Annotated in this window: 10 protein-coding genes; 1 reads left to right on the forward strand and 9 read right to left on the reverse strand. The window is 53.9% G+C overall.

Features of this window, described 5'->3' with window-relative positions; all coding sequences use genetic code 11:
• Window positions 1-80 precede the first annotated feature (80 nt).
• Entirely contained in the window at window positions 81-4,619 is a 4,539-nt protein-coding gene (gltB, locus tag ABJN86_RS07585; RefSeq protein WP_348365995.1) for a glutamate synthase large subunit, read from the forward strand.
• A 65-nt stretch (window positions 4,620-4,684) separates the two neighbouring features.
• On the opposite strand, the gene ABJN86_RS07590 is transcribed toward gltB, so the two are convergent.
• From ABJN86_RS07590 to ABJN86_RS07630, 9 genes are all read right to left on the reverse strand, one after another.
• On the reverse strand, window positions 4,685-5,158 hold the full coding sequence (locus ABJN86_RS07590; protein ID WP_348365996.1) for a hypothetical protein: 474 nt from the start codon (window positions 5,156-5,158) through the stop codon (window positions 4,685-4,687).
• 9 nt (window positions 5,159-5,167) lie between these two features.
• Window positions 5,168-5,650, reverse strand: a complete 483-nt coding sequence (locus tag ABJN86_RS07595; protein ID WP_348366912.1) for an RNA pyrophosphohydrolase — start codon at window positions 5,648-5,650, stop codon at window positions 5,168-5,170.
• A gap of 38 nt (window positions 5,651-5,688) precedes the next feature.
• Window positions 5,689-7,035 carry a S41 family peptidase gene (locus ABJN86_RS07600; protein WP_348365998.1) on the reverse strand — a complete coding sequence of 449 codons (1,347 nt, stop codon included), beginning with the start codon at window positions 7,033-7,035 and terminating at the stop codon, window positions 5,689-5,691.
• Between the two features lie 7 nt (window positions 7,036-7,042).
• Window positions 7,043-8,170 carry a peptidase M23 gene (locus tag ABJN86_RS07605; RefSeq protein ID WP_348365999.1) on the reverse strand — a complete coding sequence of 376 codons (1,128 nt, stop codon included), beginning with the start codon at window positions 8,168-8,170 and terminating at the stop codon, window positions 7,043-7,045.
• Window positions 8,167-9,687, reverse strand: coding sequence for a 2,3-bisphosphoglycerate-independent phosphoglycerate mutase (gene gpmI / locus ABJN86_RS07610; protein WP_348366001.1), 1,521 nt, complete (start codon window positions 9,685-9,687; stop codon window positions 8,167-8,169). The genes ABJN86_RS07605 and gpmI overlap by 4 nt, the downstream gene beginning before the upstream one ends.
• A 72-nt stretch (window positions 9,688-9,759) precedes the next feature.
• Window positions 9,760-10,641, reverse strand: a complete 882-nt coding sequence (locus ABJN86_RS07615; protein WP_348366003.1) for a glycosyltransferase — start codon at window positions 10,639-10,641, stop codon at window positions 9,760-9,762.
• Entirely contained in the window at window positions 10,638-11,210 is a 573-nt protein-coding gene (locus ABJN86_RS07620) for an acyltransferase (protein ID WP_348366004.1), read from the reverse strand. The genes ABJN86_RS07615 and ABJN86_RS07620 overlap by 4 nt, the downstream gene beginning before the upstream one ends.
• Window positions 11,203-12,009: a hypothetical protein gene (locus ABJN86_RS07625; RefSeq protein ID WP_348366006.1), complete on the reverse strand. Its 807-nt coding sequence runs from the start codon at window positions 12,007-12,009 to the stop codon at window positions 11,203-11,205. The genes ABJN86_RS07620 and ABJN86_RS07625 overlap by 8 nt, the downstream gene beginning before the upstream one ends.
• Window positions 12,010-12,018: 9 nt before the next feature.
• Window positions 12,019-13,158, reverse strand: coding sequence for a hypothetical protein (locus ABJN86_RS07630; RefSeq protein WP_348366008.1), 1,140 nt, complete (start codon window positions 13,156-13,158; stop codon window positions 12,019-12,021).
• Window positions 13,159-13,323 lie beyond the last annotated feature (165 nt).

The following is a 13,323-nucleotide window of genomic DNA, read 5'->3' on the forward strand; positions in this document are numbered from 1 at the left end:
CGGCGTTACGACCCCCAAATTAATTATGGCGGCTACGCCGGTTAACCCTACGAATACTTCCATGATGAGGAGCCTTTAGCATGACCACATTTGACCAGGACTGGGTGGCCCGCGAGGAAGAGAAACGCCGCTGGATGGCGGAGAACTCTCTGTATCGCGACGAAGACGAACACGCCTCTTGTGGCGTGGGGCTGGTTGTATCTGTCGATGGCAAAAAGTCCCGCAAAGTTGTGGAAAATGGCATCAACGCACTGAAGGCGATCTGGCATCGTGGTGCCGTAGATGCTGACGGTAAAACGGGTGATGGCGCAGGCATTCACGTGCAGATCCCCGTGAACTTTTTCTACGACCAAATTGAGCGCACTGGCCACACCCCAGATAAAGAACAGCTTATTGCTGTTGGGCAGGTGTTCTTGCCGCGTACTGATCACGGTGCGCAGGAAACATGCCGCACGATCATTGAGACCGAAGTCCTTAGGATGGGTTACCGCATCTACGGATGGCGCCATGTTCCAGTGAACACGGGCGTACTGGGCGAGAAGGCTAACGCAACCCGTCCGGAGATTGAGCAAATTCTAATTTCCAACTCCAAAGGGGTTGAGGAAGAAGAATTCGAACGCGAGCTTTACGTGATCCGTCGCCGGATTGAGAAGGCCGCATTGACCGCGCAGGTTCCTACTCTGTATTTGGCGTCGTTGTCTTGCCGCTCCATCATTTACAAAGGCATGATGCTGGCAGAGCAGGTCGCGGAGTTCTATCCCGACCTTATGGACGAGCGCTTTGAATCCGCGTTTGCGATTTACCACCAACGTTACTCGACAAACACCTTCCCGCAATGGTGGTTGGCACAGCCGTTCCGCATGTTGGCTCACAACGGTGAGATCAACACGCTGAAAGGCAACTTGAACTGGATGAAGTCCCACGAAATCCGCATGGCGTCCGGCGCTTTTGAGGATCGTGCAGAAGACATCAAGCCTATCGTGCCTGCAGGGTCTTCGGATTCTGCTGCCTTGGATGCTGTGTTTGAAGTGCTGGTGCGCGCGGGTCGTTCCGCCCCTATGGCGAAGACAATGATGGTGCCAGAGTCTTGGTCCAAGCAAGCGGTTGAGATGCCCAAAGCTTGGCAGGATATGTATTCCTACTGCAACTCAGTGATTGAGCCATGGGATGGCCCCGCTGCATTGGCGATGACTGATGGTCGTTGGGTTTGTGCGGGTCTTGACCGGAATGGCCTTCGTCCGATGCGGTATGCAGTGACTGGTGACGGCCTGCTGATCGCGGGCTCCGAGACAGGTATGGTTCCGTTTGATGAGGCAACAGTACGTGAAAAAGGCGCGCTTGGGCCGGGTCAAATGATCGGCGTACATATGGGCAAAGGCAAGCTTTACCACGACGAAGAGCTGAAAGACAAAATGGCTGCTGCGCTGCCGTTTGGTGAATGGGTGGGTAAGATCACCGATCTGGAAGAGATCACGCTCGACGTCGAAGAGAAGGCGCAATTTACGGGTGCGGAACTGCGCAAACGTCAAATCGCTGCTGGTTATTCGATTGAAGAATTGGAGCAAATCCTTGCGCCAATGGCTGATGATGGCAAAGAAACACTTGCCTCTATGGGCGATGACACGCCATCCGCTGTGCTGTCCAAAAAGTACCGCCCGTTGAGCCATTTCTTCCGTCAGAACTTCTCGCAGGTGACCAACCCGCCAATCGACAGCTTGCGCGAGTTTCGCGTGATGAGCCTGAAAACGCGCTTTGGTAACTTGAAGAACGTGTTGGATGAAGATTCGTCGCAGACAGAAATTCTGGTTCTAGACAGCCCGTTCGTTGGCAACTCGCAGTTCAATAAACTTGTTGAGCAGTTTAACGCGGACATGGCTACAATTGATTGTACGTTTGATGTCGCCAATGATGAGGGCGCGTTGCGCGTTGCATTGGACCGCATCCGCAACGAAGTTGAGGACGCCGTGCGTTCGGGCGCTGGTCACATTGTGCTGACTGACGAAGGTCAAAGTGAAGACCGTATTGGTATGCCAATGATTTTGGCGACCTCCGCTGTTCACAGCTGGCTGACACGTAAAGGTTTGCGCACTTTCTGCTCGCTGAACGTGCGTTCAGCTGAGTGTATTGATCCCCACTACTTCGCCGTTTTGATCGGCTGTGGCGCGACAACTGTGAACGCCTATTTGGCCGAAGACTCGCTGGCTGACCGCATTGAACGCGGCTTGCTTGAAGGCTCTTTGACTGAGGTGGTTGCGAAGTACCGCAACGCGATTGATCAGGGTCTTTTGAAGATCATGGCTAAGATGGGCATATCGGTGATTTCGTCTTACCGTGGTGGTCTGAACTTTGAGGCCGTAGGCCTGTCGCGTGCTATGGTTGCTGAGTACTTCCCAGGCATGCAGTCGCGCATCTCCGGTATTGGGGTTTCCGGTATCCAGACTAAGGCTGCGGGTGTTCACTCTGCTGGCTGGCGCGCGGAGACTTCCGTGCTGCCAATCGGGGGGTTCTACAAATCCCGTCGTTCCGGCGAAAAGCACGCGTGGGAAGCGCAGACCATGCACATGCTGCAAGCGGCCTGTAACCGTGCGTCCTATGACATGTGGAAGCAATACAGCCAAACAATGAAGGCGAACCCGCCAATTCATCTGCGCGACTTGCTAGATATCAAAACTCTGGGTGAGCCGATCTCGGTTGATGAAGTTGAATCCATCACATCTATCCGCAAGCGGTTTGTCACACCGGGCATGTCCTTGGGCGCGTTGTCCCCCGAGGCGCATAAAACGCTGAACGTAGCGATGAACCGTATTGGCGCGAAGTCTGACAGTGGCGAAGGCGGCGAAGATCCGGCGCACTTCGTACCAGAAGCCAATGGCGACAACCCGTCCGCGAAGATCAAGCAGGTGGCGTCGGGCCGTTTTGGTGTAACCGCCGAGTATCTGAACCACTGTGAAGAGCTGGAAATCAAAGTTGCCCAAGGCGCTAAGCCTGGTGAGGGTGGACAACTTCCGGGTATGAAGGTGACCGATCTGATTGCGCGCCTTCGTCACTCCACCAAAGGTGTGACGCTGATCTCGCCTCCGCCACACCACGACATCTATTCGATCGAGGATTTGGCGCAACTGATCTACGACCTCAAGCAGATTAACCCGCGCTGTAAAGTGACGGTTAAACTGGTTGCGGCGTCTGGTGTTGGCACGATTGCCGCCGGTGTTGCAAAGGCGAAAGCTGACGTGATCCTGATCTCCGGCCATAATGGTGGTACTGGCGCGTCGCCTGCGACGTCGATCAAATACGCAGGCCTTCCATGGGAGATGGGCCTGACCGAGGCGCACCAAGTCTTGGCCATGAACAACCTGCGTGGGCGTGTGACTTTGCGCACCGATGGTGGTTTGCGCACAGGTCGGGACATTGTCATGGCCGCAATGATGGGTGCTGAGGAATACGGCATCGGAACCGCTGCGCTGATCGCAATGGGCTGCATCATGGTTCGCCAATGTCAGTCGAACACTTGCCCGGTCGGTGTGTGTACGCAAGACGAAGCGCTTCGCGACAAATTCACTGGTAACGCTGATAAGGTCGTAAACCTGATCACATTCTACGCCACTGAGGTTCGCGAAATCTTGGCGTCCATCGGTGCACGGTCACTGGATGAGGTTATTGGTCGTGCGGACTTGCTGACGCAGGTTTCACGTGGCTCGGCCCACCTAGATGATCTGGACCTGAACCCGCTTTTGATTACCGTCGATGGCGCGGAGCGTATCGTTTATGATCGCTCCAAGGATCGGAACGCCGTTCCGGATACTCTGGACGCGCAAATCGTGAATGACGCGCAGCCGTTCTTTAAAGACGGCGAGAAGATGCAGCTGTCTTACGCGGTCCAAAACACGCTTCGTACCATTGGTACACGCGCGTCTAGCCACATCGTTCAACGGTTCGGTATGCGCAATGATTTGCAACCGGATCATCTGACCGTGAAGCTGTCTGGATCTGCGGGCCAATCGCTGGGTGCTTTTGCGGCGCCAGGCCTGAAGCTGGAAGTCTTTGGCGACGCCAATGACTATGTGGGCAAAGGTCTGTCAGGGGGCTGCATTGTTGTGCGCCCTACACAAGATAGCCCGCTTATGGCCGATCAAAACACAATCATCGGCAACACTGTTCTTTATGGTGCAACCGACGGCTACCTCTTTGCCGCTGGGCGTGCGGGTGAGCGTTTCGGGGTTCGTAACTCGGGCGCTAAGGTTGTGATCGAGGGCTGCGGCACAAACGGTTGTGAGTATATGACCGGCGGCGTGGCCGTGATCCTTGGATCTATTGGTGCGAACTTCGGGGCGGGTATGACTGGCGGTATGGCCTATCTATACGACCCAGAGGGCCAAACCGATGCCCTGATGAACATGGAGACGCTGGTAACTTGCCCAGTGACCGTGGATCACTGGGAGGCTGAGCTTAAAGGCCTGATAGAGCAACATGAGCGTGAAACCGGTAGCGTAAAAGCGGCTCGGATCTTGCAGGATTGGGAGCTGGAGAAGGCGAATTTCGTGCAGGTTTGCCCGAAGGAAATGCTGATCCATATCCCTGCGCCTCTTAGCCTTGAGGACAAAGCGATTCCGGCGGAGTAACTGCTGACAACAAATGCGAAAGGGCGGGAATTGTTCCCGCCCTTTTTCGTTTCATTCAGGTGAGCTTACTTCGGCGTGCAATCGCCGCCCGCTGCGCATTGCTCTATCGCTTCGATGACTTGATCCTCTGGATCGGAGAACGCGAAGGCATAGCATGGGTCGACATTGAAAATCAGCTCATTATCGGTTTGAAGAACAAATGCCAAATAATCGACCTTTGGGGATACGCGTGCGCACCATGCTCCTGCACAATCGAGGTTCAGTGTTACTGGTGCCTCCACTTCATCGGTAAATCCTGCTCCTGTTAGAAGCTTGCCGGTGAACACCGTGGGGATACGTGCTATGGTTGGCGGGGCATTTACGTCTGGAACCCTTGAGACGTCAAAGTCGAACTCCCCATGCAAAATCACAAAGCTCTCTTTAGCCTTGGCGACCGCATTATAGGCTGCAACAGGATGCGTAGGCCCGCAGGATTGGGCAATGGCGGGACCTGCGGCGATGGCTAATGCCAATGCCGCTGTGGTGAGGTTTTTAATCATGAAGCGACCTTACAGCCGAGATTGAAAAGCCGCGATAACTTTTGCGTAAACGTCCCGCTTGAATGGCACAATATTGCCGAGCAATGTTTCAGTATCCATCCACCGCCATTCCGAGAACTCGGGTATTTCGGTTTCAATATTGATGTCTGCATCAGTTCCATGGAAGCGAAGTAGGAACCATTTCTGCTTTTGTCCGCGGTAGCGGCCTTTCCAAAGCTTCGGCACAAGATGGTGCGGTAAATCGTATGGAATCCAATCATCGGTCTGTGCCTCAACAGTGACCAACCGCTTTGGAACGCCCGTTTCTTCTTCCAGTTCACGCAGCGCGGCGACTTCTGCTTCTTCGCCTTCATCGATGCCACCTTGGGGCATCTGCCATGCAGCGACATCACTATCGATACGTTGTGCCGCGAAAACCTGTCCATTGGGTTTTATCAGCATAACGCCCACGTTCAGACGGTAGGGGAGTTTGGAAATTTCTTCAGGTGTCATGGTCATTGAAGGGCGGGGTCATAACCCCGCCCATTCCTTTATTTGTCAGCGGGAGACAAGGCGCTAAGGCCTTTCAGCACATCAAGGGCATAGGCGAGCTGGTAATCTTGCTCACGCAGCGCGGCGACTTCTTCTGCTTTCTTTTGTTCCGCTTCAAGAAGGGCACGTTCATCTTCCGAGATGTTGTCGTTGTTGGAAAGAGAACCACGCAGATCAGCCTCAGAGCGGTTGTTGCGTTGTGTTTCCTCTTCCTCACTCACCTCTTCATCCGGTCGACGTGGAGGTTGAACCACGATGATATCGGGTGAAACACCAAGCGCTTGGATGGAGCGGCCTGACGGCGTGTAGTAGCGCGATGTGGTCAGGCGCATGGCGCCATCACCGCGTACGGGTACGATGGTTTGAACAGAACCTTTGCCGAAGCTTTTCTCGCCGATCACGACTGCACGACGGTGATCTTGCAGTGCGCCTGCTACGATTTCCGACGCGGAGGCAGAGCCCCCATTGATTAGAACCACAAGCGGCTTGCCGTTAGACAGATCACCCTCTGTTGCATTGTAGCGTTCGCTGTCACGTGAGTTGCGGCCGCGGGTCGATACGATCTCGCCTTCTTCAAGGAATGCGTCAGATACGGCGATAGCTTGGGTTAACAGGCCACCAGGGTTGTTGCGCAGATCAAGAACGATGCCGTTCACATTGTCTTCGCCGCCGGCCTCTTCGATTTGTTTGGCCAGCCCGTCTTTCAGGTTCGGGTAGGTTTGACGGTTAAACGTGGTCACGCGAAGAACCACGGAGTCACCTTCAATGCGAGAGCGCACGGCGGTCAACTTGATGGTGTCACGTACGATGGACACTTCAAACGGCTCGTCCACGCCTTCGCGCACGACCATCAAGATGATCTCGGACCCAACGGGCCCGCGCATCATTTCCACGGCTTCTTCCAATGTGAGGCCCAGTAGGCTTTTCCCGTCTACGGTGGTGATGAAGTCACCGGATTCCATGCCAGCCTCATCGGCAGGAGTTCCGTCCATGGGCGAGACCACTTTGACGTAGCCATCTTCTTGAGTCACTTCGATGCCAAGACCACCGAACTCACCCGATGTTTGGGTGCGCATGTCGTCGAAGTCTTTTGGAGGTAGGTAGGAGGAATGCGGATCAAGCGAGGTCAGCATGCCGTTGATGGCGGCTTCGATCAGATCGGCCTCATCGACGTCTTCGACATACTGGGCGCGGATGCGTTCAAAGATGTCGCCAAAAAGATCCAACTGCTCATAGACGGTTGATTGCTTCTTGGTCTCTTGAGCGATCAAGGGCCCCGCGAATTGCGTCGTGACTAAAACACTCGCGGCGGTGCCCAAAGTGGCTGCCATCAGAAACTTTTTCATATGGACGTCATTCCTTATTGGTGGCGAACCAACTGATCGGATCGACCGGTTCGTTGCCTTGTCTAAGTTCTATATAAAGCGACTCTTGCTGATTGCCGCCACCACCTTTGGCGGCTGTGATCAAAAAAGCGTCAGGATTGGGTGTTAAACCGCCCATTAAGCCCACCGGGGCACCTTGATCGAGGACTTCTCCGACTTCGCCGAATGTTTCGCCCAAACCGGCCAGAATCAGCAAATACCCTTTGCTGGGTTCCAATATGGCGACAATCCCGTAGTCCAACAGCGGTCCCGAATATCGCAACGTGGCAGGCCACGGAGCCGTTACTAGGGATTGAGCGCGTGTGGCGACCACCATCCCTGGTCGGGTCACGCCAGCGGCGTCAGTTTCGTTGAACCGGTGCAGTATTGTGCCGGCGGCTGGCAAAGTTAGGCTGCCTTTCGCAGATTCGAAATCAGCTGGGTTGTTGAGGTCCGACGGATTCAGGTCCGTTAATCCAGAGGCAAATCCCTGCAATGTGTCGCTGCTTTCAATCAAAGCGAGCATTTTGTCAGGATCACTTGTGAAGCTTCTAGGTAGTTCAACGCGATCGGCCACTGCCTTAGACAGCTCGGCACGCGCGGTTTGCACTTGTGCCAAGGATTGGGTCAATTGAGTTGCAGCGCTTTGTTGAAGGTTCCGAATGTCACGGACTTCTTCTAGCTGGTTGCGCAGGGTCAAGGCCTCATTCTGCAATGCGGGCGTGACCTCGGTTAGGATCATCCCAGAGCGCGCCGTGCCTATCGCGCCAGTTGGGTGCATCATTAGCAGCGGCGCGGGCGAGGTGCCGATTGTTTGTAAAATGCCCAACAAGCGAGACAGACGGTCACGCTTGGCCTCAAACACCAAAGCGATGCTGCGTTCTTGAATGGATGCGCGGCGCAGCCCCTCGCGAAGGGCGGACAAGCCCTCCTCGTAGGCACGAACTGTCTCGGTCAACGCGCCTACACGGTCGGACGCAGATTGCGCAGCCACAAGGCTATTGGCGGCGTTGTCGAGCATCTGGCTCGCCCGTTTGGCAGTCGTAATTGGATCGCTTTGAGCGATTGCAGTGCTGGTCGACGCCAGCAGACTTAGGGCGAACAGGATTTGCTTCATGCGTTGATCAATGACACTCCGGTCATCTCGTCCGGCTTTGGAAGATTCATGAGTTCGAGCAACGTCGGGGCCAAGTCTGCGAGGCGACCGTCATTCAGGGTAATGCCCTCGGGTCCTCCATAAAGAACTACTGGCACCAGATTGGTGGTGTGGGCTGTGTGCGGGCCACCTGTGATTGGATCGATCATAGTTTCGCAATTGCCGTGGTCTGCGGTCACGATAATGCTACCGCCGACGGCATCTAAGGCCGATATGGCATGTGATAGACCCTTATCTACAGCTTCGCAGGCGGCAATCGCAGCTGCAAGATCGCCGGTGTGGCCCACCATGTCAGGGTTGGCGAAGTTCACGACGATCAGATCGTATTGGTCGTTAATTGCGTTCACCAGATCAGCTGTTACCTCGTCAGCCGACATTTCGGGCTGCAAATCATAGGTCGCGACCTTCGGGCTTTTGGGCATGTGCCGATCTTCGCCATCCTCGGGGACCTCTTTGCCGCCGTTCAAGAAGAAGGTCACATGCGGGTATTTTTCGGTTTCAGCCACGCGGAATTGGCGCAATCCGTGTTGTGCGACCCAAGCGCCCAAAGTGTTGTCGATCTTTTTCTTTGGGAACACGGTTGTCATGAAGGCGTTATGATCTGACGAGTAGTCAACCATGCCAAGGCATTCAGCCAGCGTTGGCCTAGGAGCCGTCTCAAAAGCATCAAACCTTGGGTCAGCAATCGCAGACAGGATTTCACGCGCACGATCCGCGCGGAAATTGAGGCAGAACAGTCCGTCCCCACCTTGTACACCTTGGTAGTCGCCAATGACGCATGGAAGGATGAATTCGTCGGATTTATCTTGGGCATAAGACGCCTCGACGGCGGCCTTTGCGCTGTCTGCGGTCTCGCCTTTGCCTTGGATCATTGCGGCGTAAGCGAGCGCTACGCGTTCCCAGCGAGTATCGCGATCCATTGCGTAGTATCGACCAGAAACGGTAACAATCTTGACGGCCTCCGGAAGCTGCTGCTCCAATTGCTCCACGTAGCCCAACGCAGATGCGGGTGCTACATCACGACCATCGGTGATTGCGTGCAAAACAGTGTCTAAACCAGCTGAATTTAGTGCTTTTGCTGCGGCAACAATATGCGTGATATGCCCATGAACTCCACCGTCTGAAATCACGCCCATCAGGTGCGCAGTGCCGCCGGTTTCTTTCAGCTTTGCGATGAAGCCTTGAAGGGCGGCCTCGTGTTGAAACGTGTCTTCTTCGATTGCGAGATCAATCTGACCTAAGTCCATAGCGACCACACGGCCAGCGCCAATGTTGGTATGCCCAACCTCCGAATTACCCATTTGGCCTTTCGGCAGACCCACGTCCGGCCCATGAGTGATCAGCGTGGCATTGGGGCAAGTCGCCATCAAGCGATCAAAAGTGGGGGTGTTAGCCAGTGCAGGGGCGTTGGCCTGAGTGTCGCCGGACAGCCCCCACCCATCAAGAATACAAAGAACGACTGGTTTTGGCGTAGACATATGAAAGCTCGCTTTGGGTTTGCAACCCTTCTAAGGGGCGAGAGTTCGGGCTTCAACCAAAGGCTGCACGGATCAGTTGGTTTTGGCAAAATCTGGATGCGTAGTAACACGCAACATTTCCCTCATTCGCCATATTCGAATTCGCGCAAGGGTCTTTATAGCGGCAATCCGTTCTGATGGGCCGTTCAATGCAGATGAAAATAATACCTTAGGGATGTGGGCTGGGACCGAGAGGGGCATTAGTAAGGCGCGGAATAGCCATAGGGCTGTAGATTGCCTGCGTGATCTATGGATGCCGTAGCTTTCGATGGTAATTCGGCGCCATTTTGAGGTCAGTCCTTCCCACGATGACCTGCTGGGGTGAAAGACCCGCAGGTTTGGCTTGAATTTGATCTTGTAGCCGTACTCGGTTGCGCGCTGGCCCCAATCGTAGTCTTCGGAGACCCCTGCTCGGAAGGGGCCGACATGCTTAAACACATCGGTGTTTGTGACCAGATTAGCGGTGACGGAGAATCCTTTGCGCTGGATGTAATGTTGTTGGTTAAAGGCAAACACGTGCTCAAACGCCTCAACTGCGTTCGCGTAATCGGGGTCGTTGCTCATCATGTCTATTGCGCCGCCGGAAATATCGTGAGCGATCGAAGCATCCATTGCTTTCGTTAGAAAATTGGTAGGTACTTGGCAGTCGCTATCCGTAAAAATCAAAATGCGTGAATTCGAGTGACGCACGCCGTAGTTTCGGGCGTGAGCTGCGCCCTTTTCGGTGGCGCGCAGGAACCGGATGTCAGGATGCGCGTGGATGATTTTGTGATCTAATTTAGGCGCACCGTTGTCGACAACTATTATCTCAACGTCAGCACGATGGTCGCAATGAGCCAATGAGTTCAAGCAATGGATTAGGGCTTCTTCGTCATTGTGGTGTGGGATTATGACGCTGGCTTGTGGGCGTGTCATTTTGGGCGAACATTTCGCGCAGGAACACCTGCAAAAACCTCGCCGGTCCCGACGTGTCCGCGGACCACGGAACCGGCGGCAATGACGGCATGAGACGCAATGTTAGACCCAGGTAAGACGATGGCACCCGTGCCAATCCAGACGTTGTTGCCAATCCGAACACTGCTTTCGCTCATCGCCTGCTTTGTAACCGGAGCGCCATCACGAAAACGGTAATTAGCAGCGGTAATCATAACATTTGGGCCAAGCAGAAGGTCATCGCCAACTTCGATGTGCCCCGATTTTGGTCCAGCCCACAGAAAGCAGCCAGCGCCGATATGCGCCCTTTCACCGATCTGGATGCGTGACGGGTTGGCGAATTGGCTGGTGGGACTTATGGCCGAGTTTGCGCCGATTTCCAACGCCCTTCGCGGGATCACATGCGTTTGGTTGTAATGGTTGAGCAACCGAAATGCGTGAAGGTATGCTCGGGGGTCAATGATTGAGAGAAAAAACCGTAACACGCGCCATTGGGGTGTAAGCACGGGCTTTTGAAGCTCAACCTGTTCTGGAATGCTGACGTCAACCATTTCCATACTCCCGTGCAAAGCGACATGCGTTTAGAACCACGCCTAGGCATGTAGTGTGCTCTGCCATTGTTCTTTCGGCGACATCAATTTGAGTGTTTGTGGAATGGTCCGCACGTGCGACGAGTAGGGCGCAATCGGTCAAAGACAATGCTGCCAATGCGTCATCCATGGGGCTTAACGGGGCCAAATCTAGGAGGATAACATCGGGCACGAACTCGCGTTCAACGTGATCAAGAAGCTCGGCTGTATTCGTATGAGACAGCCGCTCGGATGCATCATTCACCGGTGTTGCGTTCAAGCTAAGGCCTAGGTTCTCTCCAACACGTAAACAGGTGCTGTCGAAGTTTCGCTTGCTTCCGGTAAGAACGGAAAACCGAGGCCCTGCTTCCTCTAGGCCAAACAGATGAATTAGACTTGGTTGACGCAAGTTCAGATCCAAAACCATAATCCGTAGATCGCTTTGACGTGCCAGCCCCAGAGCCAAATTCGCGGTGATAGTGGAGCTGCCGCAACCGGCGGTAGGTGAGGCAATTGCAACCCGCCTATGTCCCGCGACCCGCATATGACTAAGCATTCTTGTTCTCAATTGGTCGTAAGGTGCGGATTTATTGTTTGGTTTGCTTGTCAGGATATGATGACGTTTTAGCGTAACGGGGTCCAAGGGTGCCTCGGTCAAGCGCGCCCAGCTTTTGTGAGGGTCAGCCGAATTTGGTCGTGCGTCATCGTTCAGTTCAAGGGAGGGAGAGGCTGTATCTTGAGCAGCGCGTAGCAATTCGCCTGTGTTGGTAAGTTGTTCCATATTTCTCTCCTAGCCGAGGCTTGGTCCAAGGTCGGGAAGTGTCGCAAAAGGCGTGAGACCTAGTTTCTTGTATAAATCTTCAGGTCTGCGAAGTCGGGAATCAAACTTGATACGCATCGCCAGTACAGCGAGGCCTGCGGCCATGGAGCAGAGAAAGAGAAGCGCAAGCAGGGTTGTGCGAACTTGGATGGGGTCGCGACCCGAAAGGCCGGCGCGATCAACAACCTTCAGGTGAATGTGATTGCTGTGGATAGCTTGCAATGCTTTTGACAAATTGTCGTTTGCGATTCTGTTTTCCGTGGAGGCTGTTTCAATGTGCTGCGTTAACCGCTGCTCCTCCGTTCGAAATTTCACATGATTTGTTATTGCGACATCAACCAATTCCAACTGTCGGACAATGGAACTCCGGAAGATTGCATTGATTTTTTCAGGGTTACCTTCATCTTGTGCCCGCACGATTTTTGTGCGGATAAGGCGAACCTTTGGGTGAGCGTCCGAGTACACCCCTTTGGCGATTTCCAATTCAGTGTAAAGCTTCGCCAAATTTGGATTGGTGGCCATATCGGATGGGCTGTTCAGCAATCTGCCGCGAAGCGCTGCAGAGGTTTTGCGTAATTCCTCAAGGGACGAATCTGGCTTGCCGTCTAAATGCGTGGCTAAGGTTTCCCGGGAAGCTGTAAGCGTAATCTCGGTGCTTTTCGCGCGGGCTTGGAATTTAGCAATGCTGCTGTTCTCGCGCTTCAATTGAATGGCTTCACTTTGCTCCTGTATGCGATGTGAGAGAGACTGCAATGCATCAATCGCTTGGGACGCGGATGGCTGGGTCATGGTCAGCTCGAGGTATGTGGGCTTGTCGCGGGAGGTCTCGATTTTCGACTCAAAGAGCGTAAGGGGCTGAGTTTCGGACGAGGGTGTACTCATGGCGTGAATGAGCAATTGAAGGTGTTGTACTTCGGCTGTCGTGCGTTGAACTATGGATGTGCCAGATAAGTCGAGAGGTCGCTCTAAAACGATCTTTGTTGATGCGGTGAACGCCATGGTGAATGCATTGAGTGTGAACAAGCCTGCAGTCCCGAGAAGGGCTGCTGCACAAATGGCAAGCGGAATACTTCTCGTGATCTGCCAACTCCAGTATTTCCAGTTCATCATCAGACCATCCACATATTCAAACCTTGAAATCTCGTTGTCATTCAGACCTTTGAAAACTTAAGACATAATTAATTCATCTCAGTTCATCTTCGTTGAAAGTAGTTAATCGAGCTAAATAGCTTTCGACGGGAGACATAAGATTGATGGATGTTCGTGTTACAAACC

It is taken from the genome of Litoreibacter sp. (assembly GCF_039974535.1).
Lineage (GTDB): Bacteria > Pseudomonadota > Alphaproteobacteria > Rhodobacterales > Rhodobacteraceae > Litoreibacter.